This is a genomic window from Streptomyces sp. PL-29, from assembly GCF_058344425.1.
Window position 1 is genome coordinate 4774264 of the sequence record NZ_CP136996.1, and the last position, 22326, is coordinate 4796589.

The window sequence follows — 22326 nt, forward strand, 5'->3', positions numbered from 1 at the left end:
ATAATCCGCAGCGCCCGGGACACCTCCCGCCCCCGGTGTCCCCGGCGCTAGCCTGGAGGTCCGACGAGCGGGCGGGGGCGTGGATGACCGACGGGCGCACGACCGGGACGGCGCGCGCCTTCGAGCTCCTCGAACCACTCGTCCAGGCGGCGACGGTACGCGTCCACGCCCCGCCGGGCGGGTATGACAACCCCGGCAGCCATCGGACCGGTCCCACCTGGGGGAGCGGTTTCTTCATCGCCCCCGGCTGGGTCCTGACGTGCGCGCACGTGGTCGGCGAAGGGGGTGCCGCCATGCGTCTGACAGGCCGTGAGGTCGGCATCACCTTCCACTCCGGCAGACCCCGCCACGGTGGCCCCGGCGCGCCGGGCGCCGTCACCGGGACCGTCACCGGGCGCGTGGAGTGCGTACTGCCCGAGCGCCTGGAGGAGCGCAGGCCCGGCCGGCACGCCCTGTGGGACCTGCCCGACCTGGCACTCGTCCGGGTCCTGGCCCCCGTGTCCCACGCCTGCGTCTGGCTGACCGACCGCTCCAGACCGCGCTTCGACGAGGTCGCCTACTTCGGCTGCACGGAAGACCTCGGCACGCCCGAGATCACCGGCCGCACCACCCGGCTGCGCGGCACCGCCGGCAACGGCGCCGCCATCCGGCTCGCCGCCGACGACGAGATCGACCCCGGCATGTCCGGCGGACCGGTCGTGGACCTGGCCCGCGGGGAGGTCGTCGGCGTGGTCAAGGCCCGACGGCAGACGGGAGGCGGCGGACTCGCCGTCTCCGTCGTACAGTTGCGCACCCTCCCGATGGCCTCGCGGGGACAGGTCGGGCTCTACCGCCGGATCATGCAGGCCCACGACCTGTACCACTACGACCAGCACCTCAGCGACCTCGACAACCGCCGCACCTGGACCGACGTGCACGGCGAGCTCCCGCCGCAGGAGCGGGACCCGTACGGCGGCCGGGGAGGGCTCACCCCCGGCGAACGCACCACCCTGTGCGGGCTGCTGGCCGAACTGCCCCCGCCCAGCTCCTCCGAGGCGGTGCGCGCCCTGGTGGAGGCGGTTCGCGGTGAGGAACCGGACCCGCAGCCGCCGGCCCCGCTGAGCTGGCGCGACGGGCTGGGACTGCTGCACGACCCGCCGGGCGGCAGCGGTGAGGCCGCGGCGATGCTCCGGTACGCGACCGACGTCAGCGTGGCCGACTACCGCGAACCCCCGACGCCGGGCGCCGACGAGGAGTTGTGGGACTGGGTACGGGCCACGGCCGAGCGGCTGTGGCGGCCGCTGCGGCGTGAACTGGGCGAGCGCCACGAGCGGGGCCTCGCCGAGCGCGAGCGCCGCCGCCGCGCCTCGGCGGGCCGGGCGGCGGGCGGGCCCGCCCCGAGGGCCGGCGGACTGCCGCCCGGGGCGTCGGTCCTGCTGGAGGTCTGGGCCCACGGCTGGGAGCACCTGTACGACTGGCGGGTCTCGGTGCTCGCGGGCCCGGCCCACCCCGGTCGGCTGACCCCCGTGGACTCGGGCGTGCGGGCCACCGTCGCGGACCTGCCGGAGCGGTTGCGGGCGCCGCTCGCCGAGGCCTTCCGGCGCTGCGACACCCACGTCGCCGCGGCCCTGCTCGAAGTGGCGGTGGCCCCCGAACTGTTCGGGCTGGCGGTGGAGGACTGGACGGTGTCCGGCGGAGTACCGCTGGGCGTGCAGCGGCCGGTGGTGCTGCGCCACCCCGGCGGTCCGGACGCCCGGGGCGCGGACCGGGGCCGGAGCGGTCCGGAGGGCCACCCGGCGGACCACGAGGCCGCCAGGGCCGCCGCCCGGTGGACCCGGGTGCAGGCGGGACCGCTCCAGGACGAGCGGGCCGACTGCGCGGGCGGCCGTCCGCGCGCACCGTCCGCGGCGTGGCTGTCGGGCCTGCCCGACACCACCGTCCCGGTGCACTGCCGGGCCGCCGACCAGGAGCCCACACTGGGGTCGCTGCACGCGGTACGGGACGCCGGCTACGGGGTGGCCGTGACTCGCAGGCCGCCGCCGGAGCCCGGGGTGCCGTGCGCGCCGTTCCACCGCGGGCTGCGGGAGGAGCTGGCCGACGCGGGGCGGGCGGAGGTGCTGCCGCTGCGGTTCCAGACGTTGCGGGGCCGGGCGCACGGGGCGGACCCGGACGCCTACTGGGCGGCAGGGGCGGGGCTGGTGTGGGAGGACCCGGCGCGGCCGCTGCCGGACGTCGAGCCGCTCCACGGCGACCTGTGAGGGCGGCCGGCCCGGCGGATTCGAGGGAGGGAACAGGCACCATGAACGACGACTGGCTCATCTACCGCGGGGTCGGCGAACCCCACGACGGCATCGACGCCCTGCCCGACCCGCCGCCCTGGCGGAACTTCGACGGCGGGCCCCTCGTGGCGCCGGGCCCGGCCGCCGCCGCCGAGGGCAACGTCGCCCGCCGGCTCGGCGCGCACCGGCAGGCCGCAGAACTGCACCGGCCGGAGCCCGAGGAGCTGGAGGCCGTCAATGCGGCGCTGTACCTGCGGCGGCCGCTGCTGGTGACCGGATTTCCCGGAACCGGGAAGTCCACCCTTGCGCACTCCGTCGCCCACGAGCTGAAACTGGGGCGGGTGCTGCGCTGGCCGGTGGTGTCGCGGACCGTGCTCCAGGACGGTCTCTACCGCTACGACGCCCTCGCCCGCCTCCAGGACGTGCAGCTCGCGGCCGGCGGGGCGGCGGCCGGGGCGGGAACACCCGCCGCGGTCCCCGGTATCGGCAGGTACATCCGGCTCGGACCCCTGGGCACCGCCCTGCTGCCCACCGCACGGCCCCGCGTGCTGCTCGTCGACGAACTCGACAAGAGCGACATCGACCTCCCCAACGACCTCCTGAACGTGCTGGAGGAGGGGGAGTTCGCCCTCCCCGAGCTGGAGCGGGTCGCCGACACCGAGCCCGAGGTCGAGGTGCTCACCGACGACGGGGCGAAGGTGACCGTGCGGGGCGGCCGGGTCCGCTGCCGGTCCTTCCCCTTCATCATCCTGACCAGCAACGGCGAACGGGACTTCCCCGCCGCCCTGCTGCGACGCTGCATCCAGCTCAAACTCGGGCAGCCCGGCGAGAAACGCCTCGCCACCATGGTCCGCGCCCACCTCGGAGAGGAAGCCGCCCGGCTCGGCGGCGACCTGATCCGCGAGTTCCTGGGCCGCTCGCAGTCCGAACTGGTCGCCGCCGACCAGCTCCTCAACGCCGTCTACCTGACCCACTACACCTCCCCGGCGACCCGGGAGGACCTCGCGGACCTGCTCATCCAGCGCCTCGACCGACCGAGGTGACCGGCCGTGCCCGAACCTGCCGTACCGCCCTGCCCCGCCGCGCCGCCGTCCGCCGCACCCGGCGTTCCGGAACTGGCCGCCCTGCTGCGGGCGGCCGGGCTCGATCCCTCCGCCGAGGAACTCGCCGACGCCCTCTGGCTCGCCGGGCACATCCGCGGTCCCGGACCGGACCTCCCGGGCACCCGGGACCCGGGGCCAGAAGCGGAATCCGATGATCCGGTGGTGGAGTCCGTGGACCCCGCACGGGCGGAGGCGGATCCCGAGGACCCCGTGCGGCTCTACGCACCCGGGGCGCACCGCGCCGGCGAGGCCGGGGGCGAGCCGCCCGAGCAGTCGCCCGAGGAGTACGGAGTACCCGTACGCGTGCCCGGCGCCGCCGCCCTGCCCCGCATCCTCGACGTCCAGCGGGCCCTACGGGCCCTCCAGCGGCACCGACCGTCGGCCCCGCCCACCCGGCTGGTGATCGACGAGGGCGCCACCGCCGACGCCAGCGCCCGCGCCCTCGGCCTGCTCATCCCGGTGCTGCGGCCGGAGACCCGGCGGGAGGCGACCGTACGGCTCGTGATGGACGCCTCCCCCTCCATGGCGGTCTGGCAGGAGATGTTCGAGGAACTGCGCTCCGTCTGCGAGCGGTTGGGGGCCTTCCGAGACGTCCAGGTGCACTACCTGCACCGCCGGCAGGACGGCACGGCGGCGCTCGGACGCGGCCCCGGCCCCGGCTCCGCACTGCGCTCGGGTGACCAGCTGCGGGACCCGACCGGCCGGGCCCTGACCATGGTCGTCTCCGACTGCGCCGGGCCGCTGTGGCGCGAGGGCCAGGCCCAGCGGCTGCTGCACCGCTGGGCCGAGTGCACCCCGTGCATGGTGGTCCAGCCCCTGCCGCAGCGGTTGTGGGGGCGCAGCTGGCTGCCGACCGAGCGGGGCACCCTCGCCCGGCTGGAGGGTGCCGGACCGAAGCTGCGGTTCCGGCCGGACCGGCCGCCGCTGCCCGGCCGGCCCGCGGGCGGGATCGCCGTGCCGGTGCTGCCGCCGAGCCCGACCGCGCTCGGGGCATGGGCCCGGCTCGTCGCCGGCCTCGGCACCGGGCCGGTCGCCGCCGAGGTGGGCCGGGTACGGGCGGACCACCCGGCCGCGCCCGTCCCGCCACCGCCCGCCGCCCGCCCGCCGCGCGAACTCGTCGCACGGTTCCGCTCCTCGGCCGCGCCCCGCGCCGTACAACTGGCCGTGTACCTGTCGGCGGCCCCGCTGACGCTGCCCGTCATGCGCCTGGTGCAGCGCACGATGCTGCCGGACTCCGAGCCGTCGGACCTGGCGGAAGTACTGCTCAGCGGGCTGCTGAGGCGCAGCGCACCGGGCCCGGGACACTGGTACGAGTTCGTGCCCGGGGTACAGGACGTATTGCTGGGGCCGCTGGGCCGCGACGAGGCCGCGCTGGTCCTCAAACACTGCTCGGAGTACGTAGGGGCGCACTTCGGCGCCGGCGTGCGCAACTTCCCCGCCCTCGCGGTCGCACAGCTGACCGGCATGGCACCGCTGGTGGAGGCCGCCGAGCCGGACGACGGGGAACAGGACCCCGGGGGGCGGCTCCCGCAGGCCTTCGCACAGGTTTCGGCCAAAGTCGTACGGCGCTTCCTGCCCGGTGTGCCGCAGGACGGGCAGGCGGTACGGGAGACCCGGGCGGCCCCCCTGCCCGCCCGGGCCGGGGCGGTGCGCGCCGCCCGGGACCGCCTCGCGGACGCGGACGCCGAAGGCGACGCGGGTCCGCGGGCCCTGCACGAGGCCGTGGCGGTCCTGCGGCGGGCGGTCACGGCCCCGGTCGGGCCCGCGGACCCGCCGGAGGAGGCCGAGACGGAGCTGGCGGGCGCGCTGCTGCGGTTGTGGGCGGCCGAACGCGACCCGGAACTCCTCGCCGAGGCCCAGCGGGCCGTGAGCGGGCTGCGGACCGCCGCCGCGTGGGCGGCGCGCGGGCGGGTGCTGTACGAGCGGGCGCTCGCCGCCGGCCCGGACCCCGAGCTGCTCGCCGCGGCGGACCGCGAGTTCGCGGCGGCGGCCGCATCTCCCACCGCCGCACCGGAACTGCGGCGGGACTGCGCGGTACGGCGGGCCGAGACCCTGATCCGGCTCGGCGGGCTGCGCGACGACACGGACGCGCTGCGCGCGGCCCGCGCGGCCCTGGCCCCCCTGGCGGGCTCCGTCCCCGGCGGGGAACCAGGGCAGGACACGGGACCGGCCCCGGAGGCTGCCTCCGCACCCCACCACGAGCTGCACCGGGCCCTCGGCCGGGTCCTGCTGGCGCTCCTGCCCCGCACCCCCGACCCGGCCGAGCGCACCGCCCTGGCCGAAGAGGCCGCCGGCCGGTTGGCGGCGGCCCTGAGCGCACCGCCGGCCGGATCCGGATCCGGGGCGGTGTCCCGGGCCGGATCCGGGCGGGTGCGGGTGGAACTGGCCGACGCGCTGCGGCACCTTCCGGCGCGGCTGGAGGAGGCCGCCGCGCAGCTGGCCACCGTTCTGGAGGAGACCGGCGGGGATCCGGAGCTGCGGGTGGCCGCCCTGCTGTGCCTGGCCCGGGTCCACCGCGAGCGGTACGCCCGCGACGCCGACCCGGTGGCGCTGGAGGACGCGGCCGAGGCCTACGGCCGTGCCCGCAGGCTCGCGCCCCGCGATGGGGAGGCCTTCCGGGACCTCCTTCCCGAGTGGGGCGACGTCCTGCTGGAACGCGCCCGCGGCGCCGGCGGTCGCCGCTTCACCGGGGCGGCCGTACGCGTCCTGCGCGAGAGCCGGGCGGCCGTCCCGCAGTCCGACCCGGGAGCCGCCCACCGGCTGGTGCGGCTGGCCACCGGGCTGCGGCTGCGCCACGCGTACGACAGGGACGCGGTGGACCTGCGGGAGGCGGAGTACCTGCTGGAACTGGCCGTCCGCAACAGCCGCGGCCCGCTCGAACGGGCCCGCGCCTGGCGGGACCACGCCGATGTGCAGCAGGAGATCCACGGCCACACACGGGCCGCGGACCGCCTCGACCGGGCCGCCGAGTCCTACCGGCTGGCCTGGCGGGCGGCCCTGGAGGCGGACCGCGAGGGCCGCGACGACCACGAGGGACGCGAGGAGCCCGACGGCCGGGCGGGCCGCGAGGACACCGCGCTGCGCCTGGCCGCCCGGGTGCAGGAGTCCCGCGGGGAGGTGCTGGAGCGGCTCGCCCGGCCCAGGGCGGCCCTGGAGGAGTACCGCTCGGCGCTACAGCTGTGGAAGCGGATCGGTGCCGACCCCGACGGGCGCTCCGAAGGGCTGCGTGCGCGGGTGCGGGCCCTGGAGGCGGGGCAGTGAGGGCCGCACCGCGGGCACGGCCCGCTGTTTCCGCCGACCGCCCCGGGGGAAAAGGCAGGGGACCGTCCGGAATGCGACGCGACATGGGGAGCGGCGGCACATGGTGACGAAACGTCAGGACGTGGTGCCGGCGGCCACCGGCACCGGCTGCCCCGGGCGGCTGCCGGACCTCTCCGGGCTCGACCTGGCCGCGCTGCGCGGGATCGACCATCCCGTACTGGCCGAGGTGATCGAAGGCCTGGTGGAACGCGTGGCCCACCCGGCCGAAATCCTCAACGCCTACGACTCCAGCGCTGCCTGACCCCCGCCGGTCCCCGGAAGCCCGCCCCGGCAGCACACCCGGCGCGATCCCGACGCCGATGGGGCGTCCGGCCCTCGTGCCCCGCCCGGCCGAGGTCCGCCCCGGGCCCCCTCCCGTCCCGTGCCGCCTCCCGCACCAGGATCCGAACCCTGCGCCCCGCAGGCCCGGCCCGGCCCGACGGCGCCGGCGGCACCGGGCACGTCCCCGCGCGGCGGCCCCGCTGCCGGACCGCCCCCTTCGGGCACGGGTTCGGGCCACGGACGCAGGTCCGAGAGCGGTCCGGTGCGGGCGAGTTGACCACTTTCCGCCGTTAGCCGGGACCGGCGGAAGGGCAGGGATGGACCGTCCGCCGGGGCGCCCCGGCGGTGGGGCGGGGAGGGAGCGCGGCGATGCGGCGAGCGATCACGAACGGCTCCCCGCCACCCGCGTCCGCCGGACCGGCCGGCCCCGCGCCGCACACCGCCCCGGGCCCCGTCCGGCCGGCGGCCGGCCCCGCGGCGCACGCGTCCCGGCACGCCCGCAACGCCCCCTGGCCCTACACCCGGCTCGACGTCGCCGCCGCGCGGGCGGCAGGCCATCCGCCCCGTCCCATCCGCCAGTTCGTGCTCAAGACCCGCAGCCGCTGCAACCTCGCCTGCACCTACTGCTACGTCTACGAGATGGCCGACCAGGGCTGGCGCGACCAGCCCGTCGCCATGGACCCGACCACCGCCGCCCGCGCCGCGCAGCGGATCGCCGAGCACGCCGCCGCCCACGACCTGCCCCGCGTCGACCTGGTCCTGCACGGCGGCGAACCCCTCCTCACGGCCCCCGCCGCACTGGCCGCGCCCGTGGAAGCCGTGCGCGCCGCCCTCGCCGCCACCACCCCCCGCACCCGGATCACCGCCACCGTCCAGACCAACGGCACCCTCCTCACCCGCGGCCGCCTCGCCGCCCTCGCCGCCGCCGGGATCCGCATCGGCGTCAGCCTCGACGGAGGGCTGCCCGCGCACAACACCCGCCGCGTCGACCACGGCGGCCGCCCCGGCTTCGGCGCCGCCGCCCGCGGCCTGCGCCTGCTCGCACGCCACCCCGACAGCTACGCCGGCGTGCTCTGCGTCGTCGACCTCGCCCACGACCCGGTGGAGACCTACGAATCCCTGCTCGCCTTCGCCCCGCCCACCGTCGGCCTGCTGCTCCCGCTCGCCAACTGGAGCGCCCCGCCGCCCCCGGGCCCAGACCGCCGGCCCGGCGGGAACCCGTACGCCGACTGGCTCCTCGCCGTCTTCGAACGCTGGTGGCACGACGGAGCACGACGCACCCGCATCCGCCTCTTCGAAGAGATCATCGCCCTGCTGTTCGGACTGCCCGCCACCACCGAGACCCTCGGGCTCGCGCCCGCCGCCACCGCCGTCATCGAGACCGACGGTTCCATCGAACAGGCCGACTCGCTGAAATCCGCGTACGAGGGGGCCACGGCCACCGGCATGGCCCTCGACACCCACAGCTTCGACCAACTCCTCGACCACCCCGGGTTCGCCGCCCGCCAGCTCGGACGGGACGCCCTCGCCGCCGGATGCCGCACCTGCGAACTCGTCGAGGTCTGCGGCGGCGGCCACTACCCGCACCGCTACCGCGCCGGCGAGGGCTTCCGGCAGCCGTCCGTCTACTGCGCCGACCTCCAGGTCCTCATCCGGCACATCGCCGCCGCCGTCCAGCACGCCGCCGGCGGCCCGCGCCGCGCCACCGCCGCCCGCCCCCCGGCGGCCGCCTCATGACCGCCGCCCTCACCGCCTTCAGCGTGTCCTCCCACACCCTGCGCGCCCTCGCCTCCACCGAGCCCTCCCCGGAAGGCACCCGCCTGGTCCGCGACGTACGCCGCTCCAAACGCCTGGTCCTGCTCCGCGCCGTCCTCGACGCAGCCCCCGGCGGCAGCGCCGGCCAGGCCGCCGAGCACTGGGCCCTGCTGGAGGAGGCCGAACGCCGCGCCCCCGCCGCCGTACGCGACGTACTGCACTACCCCGCCACCGGTGTCTGGGCCGAGGAGACCCTGCGCAGGCTGCACACCCCCTTCGGCCCGCCGCCCGACCTCGCCCACCTCGGCGCCCTCGCCGCGGCCGCCGCCCTGCGCGCGGGGATCCCCTTCACCCACACCCTTCGGCCCGTGCACGGCCGCCTCGTCCTGCCCACGCTCGGCCTGCTGCGCCCGGACCGCCCCGGCCCGCTCGTGCTCACCGAACGCTCCTGGGACCCCGACGACCCCGCCACACTGCCCCTGCACGCACTGCCCGGAGGCCGCACCGCCCTCGACGACCTCGACCCCTACCGGGCGCCCTGCCCCGCACGGCCCGCACCCCTGCGCCCCGCCCGCCGCCTTACCGCCAAGGGCCACAAACGGTGGGACACCCAGTGGTCCGGTGCGCTCACCCTGCTCCAGCGCTACGACACCGTCCGCGCGGAGGAGACCGTACAACTGCTGCGCTCCCTCGTACCGCTGGCCGGCGGGTCCCGCTCCAGCGGCGCCACCCTGCCCGCGGCCGCCGGGTCCGTGCTCGCCCGCGCACAGGCCCCGCCCGCTCTCGCCGCGACCCTCGTCCACGAGGTGCAGCACGGCAAACTGACCGCCCTCGCCGACGTCCTGACCCTGCACACCGCCGACGCCGCGCCCCGCCACTGGGCCCCCTGGCGCAGCGACCCCCGCCCCCTGGAGGGACTCCTGCACGGCACCTACGCCCACCTGGCGCTGGCCGGGTACTGGCAGCGCGCCGCGCTCTACGGAGCCCGCGGCGCCTGGGCCCAGCACGCCCGCATCCGCGCCCAGGTCGCCGCCGTCCTCCCCGCCCTGCGCGCACACGACCGACTGACCACGGCGGGACGGGAGTTCACCGACGCCATGGCCGCCGCCGAACGGGCCATGGACGAGCTACCGCCCCCCGGCGACCAGCACGCCGCGGCCCGCCGTACCGTCGACCGCGAACGCCGCGCCTGGTGCGAGGAACACCCCGAACTCGCCCCGTTCGTGAAGGTCTGACGGGCCGTCCGCTGCGGTACCTTTTCAGTCCCGTCCACCGCCCGCAGCCCAGGGAGACGGCCGCATGACCACCGGTAGCCGGCAGGACCGCGAATCGGCGCAACAGCCTCCCCAACCGCAACAGCCCCAGCAGCCTCTCCTGCCGCAGCAACCCCAGCGGCCCCAGCGCTTCGTCATCAGCTTCGCGGGGTTCAACCGCCCCTGGGCCGTGTGGATCGCCCACCGCCTGGAGGAACACGGCCACCGCGTCGCCCTCCAGCGCTGGGACCCGCAGAACAGCCCCGGCCTCACCCAGGCCCTGGACGACCTCGCCCGCTCCGGCAGCCGCGTCCTCCTCGTCCTCAGCGAACGCTACTTCTCCGCCGGCACCCACACCGACGACGAGTGGAACACCGCCCTGCGCGCGGTCACCGACACCCACCCGGACCGATTCGCCGCCGTCTGCCTCACCGACGCGCCCCTGCCCAGCGCCGTCGCCGTACTGGAGAAGACCGACCTGTGGGGCCTCGACGCCTACGAGGCCGAATACCGCGTACTGCGCCGACTCGAACTGCCCACCGACCGCATCGGCACCGAAACCGGCCGCCGCGGTCCCCGCTTCCCCAACGACCCGCCCGAGATCTGGGGCCGCGTCCCGCGCCGCAACCCCCGCTTCACCGGCCGCAACGACGTCATCGGCACCCTGCGCCAGGCCCTCGCCGAAGCACCGCCCGGCGCGTCCACCGTCACCCTCCTCGGCCTCTCCGGCGTCGGCAAGACCCAGGTCGCCACCGAATACGCCTACCGCTTCGCCTCCGAGTACGACGTCGTGTGGTGGGTCCCCGCCGAGGACCGCCCCACCCTGCGCGAACGCCTCGCCGAACTCGCCCCCGCCCTCGGCCTCCCCCGAGGCGCCGGCAGCTACGGCGAGCAGATCAGGGCCGTCCTCGAAGCGCTGCGCCGCGGAACCCCGTTCAGCCGGTGGCTGATGGTCTTCGACGGCTGCGACAACCCCGACGACCTCATCGACCTGCTCCCCTCGGGCGGCTCCGGCGACGTCATCATCACCTCCCGCAACCGCGAATGGGCCGCCCGGCACACCAGCCTCGTCGAGGTCCCCCTCTACGCCCGCCCCGAATCGATCACCTTCATCCGCCGCCGCGCCCTGCGCCTCACCGCCGACGAGGCCGACCAGCTCGCCGAGGCCCTGGAGGACTACCCGCTCGCCCTCGACCAGACCGCAGGCTGGCTCGCCGACTCCCCGCTGCCCGTCGGCGACTACCTCGCCCTCCTTCAGCGCCGGATGGACTCCCGCGAGGCCGTCACCGTCTCCGAGGACTACCCGCTGCCCTTCCCCACCGCCCTCGCGATACTCCTCAACAACGTCCGGGAGAACTTCCCCGACGCCCTCGCCCTGCTGCGGCTGTTCGTGTTCTTCGCCCCCGGCCCGGTCCCCCTGCGCCTGCTGCGCGAATTCCCCGCCGACGACGTGCCCGAACAGCTCGCCGGCCTCATCAACGACCAGATCCGGTGGAACGGCGCGCTCAACAAGCTCGTCCAGTTCTCCGTCGTACGACTGGAGTACTCCGACCTCCCCGTGGAGGAGGGCGGCGGCGGGCTGGAGACCGTACAGCTCCACCGCATGGTCCACGGCATCGTCCGCGAGGACCTCTCCGAGGAGGAGGCCGAGCCCCTCGCCCGGGCCGTCCGCCAGGTCCTCGCCGCCGCCGACCCCGGCCGGCCCTCCGACTCCCGGCTCTGGCCCCGCTACGCCGAACTCGTCCCCCACCTCCTCCCCTCCGGCGCCATCACCAGCAGCAACCCGCGGATCCAGAACTTCCTGCTGCACTGCCTGCGCTACCTGATCCTCGCCGGCGAATACCGCACCTGCCTGCACCTGTGCGAGGAGACCGACCAGATCTGGCGGGCCAGGCTCGGCGAGGACCACCCCAAGGTCCGAGAGCTCAGCTACCAGTACGGCAACTCCCTGCGCAACCTCGGCCTGTTCCGCCGCGCCGAGACCCTCACCCGGGCCGTCGCCGACCGGCTCACCGGCGAACGCGGCGACCAGGACCTGGAGAGCCTGCGCGCCACCAGCGCCTACGGCGGCGTCCTGCTCTGCATCGCCAAGTTCGAACCCGCCCGCGAGATCTTCGAGCACTGCCTCGCCACCTACCGCGAACTGCTCGGCGAGGACGACTCCATCACCCTCGACGCCCAGAACAACCTCGCCGCCACCTACCGGCTGCTCGGCCGCTACCAGGACGCCTACGACCTCGACCTGGACACCCTGCGCCGCCGCGAACGCGTCCTGATGCCCCTGCACATCTCCACCCTCGCCTCCGGCATCGCGTGCGCCATGGGACTCCGGCTCATGGGCCGCTACCGAGAGGCCCAGACCCGGCAGGAACAGGGCGTCAAACTCAACACCCAGGTACTCGGACTCGGCCACCCCCAGACCCTGCGCGCCGAACACAACCTCGGCCTGTGCCTGCGCCGCTCCGGCGACATCCCGGGGGCCGGCCTGCGCCTGCGCACCGTCTGGGAACGCGCGACCCGCGTCTTCGGCGTCGACTACCCGTGGACGCTGATGGTCGCCTCCGACTACGCCACCTACCTCAGGGAGTACGGCGACATCGGCGAGGCCCGCCGGATCTCCGAGGACGTGGTCCGCGGCTACCAGTCGCAGCTCGGCCTCGCCCACCCGTACAGCATCGGCACGGTCGGCAACCTCGGCCTGGTCCTGCGCGCCCAGGGCGAACGCGCCGAGGGCCTCTCCCTGGCCGAGCAGGCGCTGGTCGGCATGCGCGGCGCACTCGGCAGCCGGCACCCCCTGGACCCTCGGCTGCGCCCTCAACGCCACCGGACACCGCAACATCAACGGCCGGCTGGAGGACGCCCTGGACCTGAGCCGGGAAACCCTGCGCACGGCCGAGCGGGTCCTGGGCCCCGAGCACCCGATGACCCTGAGCGCTCAGATCGCCCTGGCCGCTGACCTGCGGTCCGTACGCGAGGACACGGAGGCCGGCACACACGAGGACGCGGGCATCAAGGGCCTGACCCGCACCCTGGGCGCCCAACACGTCCACACGGTCTCGGCGAAACAACGCTCCAGACCGTACTGGGACTTCGAGCCACAGCCGTAAGGGCGGTACGGGGGCGCCAACACGGGCGGGGGAGGAGCGGGTACGCGTGCCTGCGTACTCGGCGCCCCCCGGCCCCACCACCCGAGCCGGTGGTTGCCCACCCGCCCTCTGGGGAGCGGGGCGCGAGGCGACGCCCTGCCGTGCTGCGTACGGTGCAGGCGAACTCCGCACCGGTGTGCCGCATCGCGGCACACCGGCTGCGGTGGGCGGTGTTTCGCCGGGGCGGTGGTCAGGGATGTTCGGGGGCCCGTCCGTCCCCTCGTCTGTCCGGTTCGTGCCGGCCGGTCGGGTGCGGTGACCTGGGGGGAAGGTCGGCTGACTCGATGTTGTCGACCGCCGTGGAGAATTCGCGGCCGGACGGCCCCCGGACATAGGCCAGGTCCACCCAGAGGGGATGGACCGAGTCCGAGACGTCCTCGCTGATCACAGCCATGAGCTCGCCCTCGATCCCGGACGTGACATCGCGTACACGGCGGCGCAGCAGGGGGTGAGGAAGGTACTCGTACCGTTCAGTCATCGGATGATTCCTCAAGGGAGGCAACGAAGCGCTCCCAGCCGGCGCGAGCACGGTCGAGGAGCTCCGGGCTGATGGCCGGCACCTGGCCTGGGCTGGACGAGGGCGAGGCTGCTGGGGGATCGCTTGTCATGTCGGAGACTTCCGGAATCCGGGCCCTATCGGTTTCCCTGTGCGCACAAAAAGAGAAGGCCGTCTCTTTCCGTAAGCATGCGAACGCGTGCGGTAGTTGTCGATTCGGCAGGCGGAGGCCGCGAAGCGGTCGACCGTGGGCGCGCCGTTCTTGGCGCACCTGGCGCACCTGGTGCGCATGGTGGCGACGGCGGGCGCGACCCGGGACCGGGTGAACGAGATCGCTCGTCGCAGGGGGGAGACGCCTTGGCGCGGGGAATGCCGGAAGGCCCGGCCCCTTGCGGGGCCGGGCCTTCCTGGTGCTGCGGGGATTACGCGTCGAAGACCTCGTTCAGCAGGAGCTGCTGCTCCGCCTGGTGACGCTTCGCGGAGCCCACCGCCGGCGACGAGCCGTGCGGGCGCGAGATGCGCCGCAGGCGTTCGCCCGCCGGGACGTCCGCGCCGACCGCCAGGTCGAGGTGGTCGATCAGGTTCAGCGCGATGAACGGCCACGCACCCTGGTTCGCCGGCTCCTCCTGGGCCCAGATGTACTTCGCCGCGTTCGGGAACTTGGCGATCTCGGCCTGGAGCTCGGCACCCGGCAGCGGGTACAGGCGCTCGATGCGGATGATCGCCGTGTCCGTGATGCCGCGCTTCTCGCGCTCGGCCTCCAGGTCGTAGTAGACCTTGCCGGCGCAGAAGACGACCTTGCGGACCGCGTTCGCGTCCACGGTGGAGTCACCGATGACCGGGCGGAACGAACCGCTCGTGAACTCCTCCGCCTTCGACGCCGCGGCCTTCAGGCGGAGCATCGACTTCGGGGTGAAGACGACCAGCGGCTTGTGGGCCGGGTTGTGCACCTGCCAGCGCAGCAGGTGGAAGTAGTTCGACGGCAGGGTCGGCATCGCGACCGTCATGTTGTTCTGCGCGCACAGCTGGAGGAAGCGCTCCGGGCGGGCGGACGAGTGGTCCGGGCCCTGGCCCTCGTAGCCGTGGGGGAGCAGGAGGGTGACGCCGGAGGTCTGGCCCCACTTCTGCTCGGCCGAGGAGATGAACTCGTCGACGACGGTCTGGGCGCCGTTGACGAAGTCACCGAACTGGGCCTCCCACAGCACCAGCGCGTCCGGACGGGCCAGCGAGTAGCCGTACTCGAAGCCCATGGCCGCGTACTCGGAGAGCAGCGAGTCGTAGACGTTGTAGCGGGCCTGGTCGTCCGAGAGGTACAGCAGCGGGGTGTAGTCCTCGCCCGTCTCGCGGTCGATGAGCACCGCGTGGCGCTGGCCGAAGGTGCCGCGGCGGGAGTCCTGGCCGGACAGCCGGACCGGGGTGCCCTCCATCAGCAGCGAGCCGAAGGCGAGGGTTTCGCCCATGCCCCAGTCGATGGTGCCCTCGTCGATCATCGCCGCGCGGCGCTGGAGCTGCGGCAGCAGACGCGGGTGGACGGTGACGCCCTCGGGGATGGAGACCTGGGACTCGGCGATCCGCTTGACGACGTCCTGGGAGATCGCGGTGTTCACCGAGACCGGGAAGTCGGCCTGGTCCGGCGTCGGCGCCGCGGAGACGGCGGGCTGCGTGGCGGCCTCGCGGACCTCCGCGAAGACCTTCTCCAGCTGGCCCTGGAAGTCCTGGAGCGCCTGCTCGGCCTCTTCCAGGGTGATGTCGCCGCGACCGATGAGCGACTCGGTGTAGAGCTTGCGCACCGAGCGCTTCTTGTCGATCAGGTCGTACATCAGCGGCTGCGTGAAGGCCGGGTTGTCGGACTCGTTGTGGCCACGGCGGCGGTAGCAGATGAGGTCGATGACCACGTCCTTGTTGAACGCCTGGCGGAACTCGAAGGCGAGCCGTGCGACGCGGACGACGGCCTCCGGGTCGTCGCCGTTCACGTGGAAGATCGGCGCCTCGATCATGCGGGCCACGTCGGTCGCGTACATGGAGGAACGCGAGGACTCCGGGGCGGCGGTGAAGCCGACCTGGTTGTTGATGACCACGTGCACGGTGCCGCCGGTGCGGTAGCCGCGCAGCTGCGACATGTTCAGCGTCTCGGCGACGACACCCTGGCCGGCGAAGGCCGCGTCCCCGTGGAGCGCGAGCGGGAGGACCGTGAAGTCCGTGCCGCCCTTGTTGATGACGTCCTGCTTGGCGCGGGCGACACCCTCCAGAACCGGGTCGACCGCCTCCAGGTGCGAGGGGTTCGCGACGAGCGAGACCTTGATCTGCTCGCCGTCGAGGCCGGTGAAGGTGCCCTCGGCGCCGAGGTGGTACTTGACGTCGCCGGAGCCGTGCATGGACTTCGGGTCGAGGTTGCCCTCGAACTCGCGGAAGATCTGCGCGTACGACTTGCCGACGATGTTCGCCAGGACGTTCAGGCGGCCGCGGTGGGCCATGCCGATGACGACCTCTTCGAGCCGGGCCTCGGCGGCCGAGTCGATGACGGCGTCGAGCAGCGGGATGACGGACTCGCCGCCCTCCAGGGAGAAGCGCTTCTGGCCGACGTACTTCGTCTGCAGGAAGGTTTCGAAGGCCTCGGCGGCGTTCAGGCGGCGCAGGATGCGCAGCTGCTCCTCGCGCTCCGGCTTGGTGTGCGGCCGCTCGATGCGGTCCTGGATCCAGCGGCGCTGCTTCGGGTCCTGGATGTGCATGAACTCGACGCCGGTGGTGCGGCAGTACGAGTCGCGCAGCACGCCGAGGATGTCGCGCAGCTTCATCATGGACTTGCCGGAGAAGCCGCCGACGGCGAACTCGCGCTCCAGGTCCCACAGGGTGAGGCCGTGCTCGGTGATGTCGAGGTCGGGGTGCTTGCGCTGCTTGTACTCCAGCGGGTCGGTGTCGGCCATGACGTGGCCGCGGACCCGGTAGGAGTGGATCAGCTCGAAGACCCGGGCGGCCTTCGTGACGTCGTCGTCGTGGCTGGCGTCGATGTCGCGGTTCCAGCGGACCGGCTCGTACGGGATGCGCAGCGACTCGAAGACGGAGTCGTAGAAGCCGTCCTCGCCGAGGAGCAGGTTCGCGACGATGCGCAGGAACTCGCCGGAGGCCGCGCCCTGGATGACCCGGTGGTCGTAAGTCGAGGTCAGGGTCATGACCTTGGAGATGCCCAGCTTGTTCAGGGTGTCCTGCGAGGTGCCCTGGAATTCGGCGGGGTAGTCCATGGAGCCGACGCCCATGATGACCGACTGTCCGGGCATCAGACGGGGCACGGAGTGGACGGTGCCCAGGCCGCCGGGGTTGGTGAGGGAGCAGGTCACGCCGGTGAAGTCGTCCATCGTCAGCTTGCCGACGCGGGCGCGGCGGACGATGTCCTCGTAGGCCTGCCAGAACTCGAAGAAGTTGAGGGTCTCGGCCTTCTTGATGCCGGCGACGACGAGCTGGCGGTCGCCGTTGGGCTTCACCAGGTCGATGGCGAGGCCGAAGTTCACGTGGTCGGGCTTGACCAGGGTCGGCTTGCCGTCCTTCTCCGCGAAGGAGTAGTTCATCGACGGCATGGCCTTGATGGCCTGGACCATGGCGTAGCCGATGAGGTGCGTGAAGGAGATCTTCCCGCCCCGGGCCCGCTTCAGGTGGTTGTTGATGACGATGCGGTTGTCGAACAGCAGCTTCACCGGGACGGCGCGGACGGAGGTGGCCGTCGGGACGTCGAGGGAGGCGTTCATGTTCTTGGCCACGGCTGCCGCCGGGCCGCGGAGCGTCACCAGCTCGGGGCCCGCGGGGGCCTCGGTGGCGGGCGCGGCGCCAGCCGCTCCGGTGGAGCCGGTGCTCGCAACGGGGGGCGCGGCCTTCTGAGGCGTTACGGGGGCGGTGGCGGGCGCGGCCGGTGCGGCGGCCGGGGCCTGGGAGGTGACAGTCACAGCAGGGGCACCAGAGGGGATGGCAGGAGCAGGGGCAGGAGCTGACACAGGCGGAGGAGTCGGCGTCGCCGTGCGCGCGGGCGCGGCGTCCGCCGCCCCCGTGGCGGCGTCGGCGACCTGCGGGGTCCGGGCGACGGCGGTGGCGGCCTGTGCGGAGGCGCCGTCCGTCGGCGTGGACTTGTCGGGACCGGCCGACGTCACCGGAGCGGCAGCGCCCCCCGGCTTGTAGTCGGCGAAGAAGTCCCACCAGGCCCGGTCGACCGACTGCGGGTCCTGGAGGTACTGCTGATAGATCTCGTCGACGAGCCACTCATTCGCGCCGAAGCCTGAGGCAGGGTTCTTCCCGCCCTCTGCTGCTTCGGTCGTGGTGCTCGAGTTACTGGGGGACTGTGGCGACACGGCGGCAACCGCCCTCTTCCGCTTCACAAGGTATGGACAGCGGGAATAAAGGCTACGCCTCCTCGGCCGCTGCATGCAGGCCGGGCGGGACTTACGTCATGCAGGTCACATCGAACGGCGGGTTTCGTGACGTGGAATGGCGGGAAACCAGCCTGGTTCGGGTAGGAGGCAGCCAGGTTGCGGCCTCTTGGCTTCGCACCCCTGACGGACCCCGGGTACGTGTGGCCGAGATCATGTCCTTTCCAGTCGAACCCTACGTCAACACGGGACCTATGAGCTGCCCGGAAGCGTGACGAGGATGCGGCAGCCCCGAGACGATTCGGCCACCCCGATCCGCCCGCCGTGCAGCTCCACGGCCCAGCGGGCGATCGCCAGGCCCAGACCGGTGCCGCCGTCGCCGCTGCGGGCGCTGCCCCGGTTGAACCGCTCGAAGACCCGGTGGCGCTCGGCCTCCGGGATCCCGGGCCCTTCGTCGCGGACCTCCAGCGCCAGGCTGTCCGGCGGGTCCCCGGCCCGGGCCCGGACGGTGACCCGGCCGTGCGGCGGGCTGTGCTTGACCGCGTTGTCGATCAGGTTGGCCACCACTTGGTGCAGCCGCTCGGCGTCGGCGTACGCGCACAGGTCGGGCGGGAAGACGTCCAGGTGGAGGTGGACGTCGTTGCGGGTGTGCCCACCGGAACCGGAGAGCAGCCCCGGCCGGCCGGCGGCCGCCAGCCCCGACTCCTTCAGCACCCCGGACAGGTACGGCCACACCTCGAAGCGGCGGGCCCGCAGTGGCACCACCCCGTTGTCCACCCGGGACAGGTCCAGCAGGGTCTCCACGAGCCGGCCGAGGCGCTCGGTCTGCTTCAGCATGGTGCGCATGGTCTCCGGGTCGGCGGCGGAGACCCCGTCGACGACGTTCTCCAGCACCGCACGCAGCGCGGCGATCGGTGTGCGCAGCTCGTGCGAGACGTTGGCGACGAGTTCCTTGCGGTGCCGGTCCACGGCCTCCAGGTCGTCCGCCATCAGGTTGATGGTGGAGGCCAGGTCACCCAGCTCGTCGCGGCGTCCGGCGCCTCGCACCCGCCGGGTGAAGTCGCCGTGGGATATCGCCCGGGCCACCGTCGTCATGTCGTCCAGCGGCGCCGTGAGGCTGTGCGCGACGAACTGCGTGATCAGCATCGAGGCGATCACCGAGAAGACGGTGATGAACCGCAGCTCGGTGTCGGTGCGCAGGGCCACCAGCAGCAGGCCGGTGGTGATGAAGACCGAGACCACCACGAGCGTGCCGAGCTTGGTCTTGATCGAGAACGGCGAGAAGGGCCGCAGCCCGCCGGTGTGCCGCTGGTGCCGCGGTGGTCCCTCCGCCCGGCCGTTCACGGCTGGGCCGGGGTCTCCAGGGCGTACCCGACGCCGTGGACCGTACGGATCCGCTCGGCGCCGATCTTGCGCCGCAGGGCCTTGATGTGGCTGTCGACGGTACGGGTGCCCGAGGCATCGGCCCAGTCCCAGACCTCGGCCAGCAGCTGCTCCCGGGACAGCACCGCCCGCGGAGTCCCGGCCAGGCACACCAGCAGGTCGAACTCGGTCGGGGTCAGGTGGACGTCCTCGGTCTGCACCCGCACCCGGCGCTGCGCGTGGTCGATCTCCAGGTCGCCCAGGCGCAGGGTGGCGCCGCGCGGGGTGTGCGCGGCGATCGTGGCCCGCTCCACCCGCCGCAGCAGCACATGGACGCGCGCGGCCAGCTCGCGCATGGAGAAGGGCTTCGTCATGTAGTCGTCGGCGCCGACTCCCAGCCCGACCAGCAGGTCGGTCTCGTCGTCCCGGGCGGTGAGCATCAGCACCGGGACCGGGCGCTGCGCCTGGACCCGGCGGCAGACCTCCAGCCCGTCGAAGCCGGGCAGCATGACGTCGAGGACCAGCAGCTCGGGCAGCCAGCTCTCCGCCGCGGCGACGGCCGCCGGGCCGTCGGCGGCCGTCTGCACCTGGAAACCCTCGGCGCGCAGCCGGGCCGAGATGGCCTCCGCGATGGTGCGGTCGTCCTCGACGACGAGCACACGCCGCTGGGCACCGGGTGTTGCCGCGGCGCCGGTGTGGGTGGTGTGTGTCTGTTCCATGTCCGCCCCTGAAGATCCCGCTGAATGGGGTGCAGCGTAGAGGAGGCTCCGGCCTGCGGCTACGTGGGGTTCGGTCACGGCATATGCGGTGGACCTGAGTAAATGGAATGGGTTGTACCGGGTGTGCGCCCCGCCACGGGACCGGATTCCGGCGGGCGGCAGCGGTGCGCCCGGCCGCGCGGACTCCCGGTCCGGCCGCCGCGGGAACTCACTCCTGGGTGAACGGCGGCAGCGCCTCCGCCACCTTCGTCAGGGCCGGCGGCAGGGACCCCTGGTCGCCCGCGACCTCGTACCCGCCGTGCACGAAGGCGTAGAAGAAGCCGTCGTAGACCGTGGGGCCGCCCGTGGCGATCCTGGGCTGACGGGCGAAGTCCGCCTCCCGGAGCGCGGTGCGCAGCGCCGCCAGCTCCGGCTCCGACAGCCTTCCGGTGCCTTCCGGCTTCGCCTTCGCGTCCAGCCGGGACCAGGACCCGTCACCCTTCACGATGAGAGTGTGGGTCTCGCCCGCGAAGCCCCCGCTGCGGGTGACCCGGACCAGGGTCTCGCCGGGGGCGGGCACCGCACTCGCGCCGGGGCTCGCGCCTGTGTCGGGGGCCGCGCTCGTGCTCGTACGCGCGCTGGCGCTCGCGCCCGCCCCCGTGGAGCCCTGCGGCGGCGCGTCGTCGCCACCACCGGAATCGGACGGTCCGCACCCCGCCAGGACCACCCCACCCAGAAGCACCGCCGCCACTGCCCGGAACGCGCGCACACCCACCTCCGCAGACACTCGGGTCCACCCCCGAGTATGGAGTCCGCACCCTCGATCCGACAGCTTCAGGAGGCCGCCATCCGACGCATCGCGCCATGGCGGACGCTCCCGCCGCTGCTCGCCGCGGCCCTCGGCCTCTGGGGCCTGGAGCGGGGCGGCAGCATGTGGCGCGACGAGTCCGTCACCTGGCAGGTGGCGCACCGCGCGCCCGGCGCAATCCTCGATCTCCTCGGCCGGGTCGACGCCGTGCACGGCCTGTACTACGTCCTCATACACGGAGTGTTCCAGGTCTGGGACGGCGGCCTGTGGGCACTGCGGCTGCCCTCCGTCGCCGCCACCACCCTCGCCGCCGCGGGCGTGGCTGCCGTCGCGCACCGGCTCGTGGGGGAGCGGGCCGCACTCCTCGCCGGCTGCGTGTACGCCGTCCTCCCGCCCGTCCAGGCGTACGCGCAGGAGGGCCGCTCGTACGCACTCGTCGCGGCCGCCGTGGTGTGGTCCACGTACCTGATGCTCCGCGAACGCTGGGTCGCCTACAGCGCCGTCCTGCTGATCGGCTGCTGGCTGCACGAGTTCGCCGCGCTGGCGCTGCTCGCCCACGCCTTCACCGCCCGCCACGCGCGCGGATGGCGGTGGAGCGCCGCGGCCGTCGCGGCCCTGCTGCTGCCGCTCGCCGTGGTCAGCGTGCGCCAGGCGCCGCAGCAGCTCGGCTGGCTCGGCCGGCCGAGCTGGCAGGACTGGGCCGCTTACGCCGTGGTGGGTGCCGCCTCCCTGCTCCTCGCGCGGGGCGCCCCCAAGGACCTCGTACGGGTCGCCCTGCCCCTGGTCCTGCTCCCGCCCGGACTGCTCATGGCGGTCTCGCTGGTCAAACCCTGGTACGTCGACCGGTACGTGCTCTACGCGCTGGCCGGGCCCGCCCTACTGGCCGGCGCCCGGCTCGCCGCCGCCCGCGGATGGTGGCCGTGGGTGCTGGCCGGCGCCCTGCTCGTGCCGTTCGGCGTCTGGTCGGTGTGGCTGCGCACCCCGGAGAGCCGCAAGGACGACGTCCTCGCGGTGGCCGCCGAGGTGCGGGAGCGGGCCCGCCCGGGGGACACGGTGGTGTTCATGCCCTCCCGCCGGCGCGAGTGGCTGCTGTCCTCGCCCGACGTCTACGCGGGCCTGCGCGACGCCGCCCTCGCCGCCGGCCCGGCCGCCTCGCACAGCCTCCAGGGCACCGAGCTGCCCCCGGAAGACATCCGCGCCGCCCTCCTCGCCTCGCCCCGGGTGATCGCCCTGCAGGACCCGGTGGGCCAGCCCCTGGACCCGTACCCGCGCGAGGAGGCCAAGCGGGAGGTGCTGGCCGGAAGCTTCGACCTCTGCTCGGTCACCGACGTGCGGGGCGCTCGGATCGCCGTCTACGCCCGGCCGGGCGGCTGCGCGGGAGCCTAGTGCCGTGGCCGGAAGGGGGTGCCGGCTCCCCGCACGGGCCCGCCGCCCGGGGCGGTTGAAGGCCCGGCGGGGGCGCGCCGCAGGATGGGGCCGACCGCGTCGTACCGCTGGCGGGCCGTGACACCGC

At 74.3% G+C, this 22326-nt stretch carries 14 protein-coding genes; 9 read left to right on the forward strand and 5 right to left on the reverse strand.

Features of this window, described 5'->3' with window-relative positions; genetic code table 11:
* The first annotated feature begins 83 nt into the window (after positions 1 to 83).
* The 8 genes from R4Z63_RS22195 to R4Z63_RS22230 all read left to right on the forward strand — a co-directional run bounded on the left by R4Z63_RS22195 (position 84) and on the right by R4Z63_RS22230 (position 13058).
* Positions 84 to 2237 (forward strand): VMAP-C domain-containing protein, encoded by a 2154-nt coding sequence (locus tag R4Z63_RS22195; RefSeq protein ID WP_037919755.1) that lies wholly within the window; start codon positions 84 to 86, stop codon positions 2235 to 2237.
* A gap of 41 nt (positions 2238 to 2278) precedes the next feature.
* On the forward strand, positions 2279 to 3301 hold the full coding sequence (locus tag R4Z63_RS22200) for an AAA family ATPase (protein WP_037919756.1): 1023 nt from the start codon (positions 2279 to 2281) through the stop codon (positions 3299 to 3301).
* Positions 3302 to 3307: 6 nt separating this feature from the next.
* Positions 3308 to 6622, forward strand: a complete 3315-nt coding sequence (locus R4Z63_RS22205; RefSeq protein WP_384445384.1) for an SAV_2336 N-terminal domain-related protein — start codon at positions 3308 to 3310, stop codon at positions 6620 to 6622.
* Between the two features lie 100 nt (positions 6623 to 6722).
* Entirely contained in the window at positions 6723 to 6923 is a 201-nt protein-coding gene (gene fxsA, locus R4Z63_RS22210; protein WP_037919758.1) for an FxSxx-COOH cyclophane-containing RiPP peptide, read from the forward strand.
* Positions 6924 to 7312: 389 nt separating this feature from the next.
* The gene (locus tag R4Z63_RS22215; protein ID WP_384445387.1) at positions 7313 to 8680 is read left to right on the forward strand and encodes an FxsB family cyclophane-forming radical SAM/SPASM peptide maturase; all 1368 of its coding nucleotides are present in this window, start codon (positions 7313 to 7315) and stop codon (positions 8678 to 8680) included.
* Positions 8677 to 9933 carry an HEXXH motif domain-containing protein gene (locus R4Z63_RS22220; protein ID WP_384445389.1) on the forward strand — a complete coding sequence of 419 codons (1257 nt, stop codon included), beginning with the start codon at positions 8677 to 8679 and terminating at the stop codon, positions 9931 to 9933. The genes R4Z63_RS22215 and R4Z63_RS22220 overlap by 4 nt, the downstream gene beginning before the upstream one ends.
* 64 nt (positions 9934 to 9997) lie before the next feature.
* On the forward strand, positions 9998 to 12907 hold the full coding sequence (gene fxsT / locus R4Z63_RS22225; RefSeq protein WP_491522579.1) for an FxSxx-COOH system tetratricopeptide repeat protein: 2910 nt from the start codon (positions 9998 to 10000) through the stop codon (positions 12905 to 12907).
* A complete protein-coding gene (locus R4Z63_RS22230; RefSeq protein WP_491522637.1) occupies positions 12819 to 13058 on the forward strand; it encodes a hypothetical protein in 240 nt (79 codons plus the stop codon). Before fxsT ends, R4Z63_RS22230 begins: the two co-directional genes overlap by 89 nt.
* 229 nt (positions 13059 to 13287) lie before the next feature.
* On the opposite strand, the gene R4Z63_RS22235 is transcribed toward R4Z63_RS22230, so the two are convergent.
* From R4Z63_RS22235 to R4Z63_RS22255, 5 genes are all read right to left on the reverse strand, one after another.
* Positions 13288 to 13575 carry a hypothetical protein gene (locus tag R4Z63_RS22235; RefSeq protein ID WP_384445393.1) on the reverse strand — a complete coding sequence of 96 codons (288 nt, stop codon included), beginning with the start codon at positions 13573 to 13575 and terminating at the stop codon, positions 13288 to 13290.
* 440 nt (positions 13576 to 14015) lie between these two features.
* On the reverse strand, positions 14016 to 17927 hold the full coding sequence (locus tag R4Z63_RS22240) for a multifunctional oxoglutarate decarboxylase/oxoglutarate dehydrogenase thiamine pyrophosphate-binding subunit/dihydrolipoyllysine-residue succinyltransferase subunit (protein WP_384445395.1): 3912 nt from the start codon (positions 17925 to 17927) through the stop codon (positions 14016 to 14018).
* 270 nt (positions 17928 to 18197) lie between these two features.
* On the reverse strand, positions 18198 to 19289 hold the full coding sequence (locus R4Z63_RS22245) for a HAMP domain-containing sensor histidine kinase (protein ID WP_384445397.1): 1092 nt from the start codon (positions 19287 to 19289) through the stop codon (positions 18198 to 18200).
* Positions 19286 to 20026: a response regulator transcription factor gene (locus R4Z63_RS22250; RefSeq protein WP_037919764.1), complete on the reverse strand. Its 741-nt coding sequence runs from the start codon at positions 20024 to 20026 to the stop codon at positions 19286 to 19288. Before R4Z63_RS22250 ends, R4Z63_RS22245 begins: the two co-directional genes overlap by 4 nt.
* A 208-nt stretch (positions 20027 to 20234) precedes the next feature.
* Positions 20235 to 20792, reverse strand: a complete 558-nt coding sequence (locus R4Z63_RS22255) for a hypothetical protein (protein ID WP_384445399.1) — start codon at positions 20790 to 20792, stop codon at positions 20235 to 20237.
* A gap of 18 nt (positions 20793 to 20810) precedes the next feature.
* Here R4Z63_RS22255 and R4Z63_RS22260 point away from each other — a divergent pair, with 18 nt between their 5' ends.
* Positions 20811 to 22199, forward strand: coding sequence for a hypothetical protein (locus R4Z63_RS22260; RefSeq protein ID WP_384445401.1), 1389 nt, complete (start codon positions 20811 to 20813; stop codon positions 22197 to 22199).
* Positions 22200 to 22326: the final 127 nt, after the last annotated feature.

Excerpts from the sequence above, each read along its gene's own strand:
- R4Z63_RS22195 (WP_037919755.1), top strand. The coding sequence starts at position 84 with ATGACCGACGGGCGCACGACCGGGACGGCGCGCGCCTTCGAGCTCCTC.
- R4Z63_RS22200 (WP_037919756.1), top strand. The coding sequence starts at position 2,279 with ATGAACGACGACTGGCTCATCTACCGCGGGGTCGGCGAACCCCACGAC.
- fxsA (WP_037919758.1), top strand. The coding sequence starts at position 6,723 with ATGGTGACGAAACGTCAGGACGTGGTGCCGGCGGCCACCGGCACCGGC.
- R4Z63_RS22215 (WP_384445387.1), top strand. The coding sequence starts at position 7,313 with ATGCGGCGAGCGATCACGAACGGCTCCCCGCCACCCGCGTCCGCCGGA.
- R4Z63_RS22220 (WP_384445389.1), top strand. The coding sequence starts at position 8,677 with ATGACCGCCGCCCTCACCGCCTTCAGCGTGTCCTCCCACACCCTGCGC.
- fxsT (WP_491522579.1), top strand. The coding sequence starts at position 9,998 with ATGACCACCGGTAGCCGGCAGGACCGCGAATCGGCGCAACAGCCTCCC.
- R4Z63_RS22235 (WP_384445393.1), bottom strand. The coding sequence starts at position 13,575 with ATGACTGAACGGTACGAGTACCTTCCTCACCCCCTGCTGCGCCGCCGT.
- R4Z63_RS22250 (WP_037919764.1), bottom strand. The coding sequence starts at position 20,026 with ATGGAACAGACACACACCACCCACACCGGCGCCGCGGCAACACCCGGT.
- R4Z63_RS22260 (WP_384445401.1), top strand. The coding sequence starts at position 20,811 with ATGGAGTCCGCACCCTCGATCCGACAGCTTCAGGAGGCCGCCATCCGA.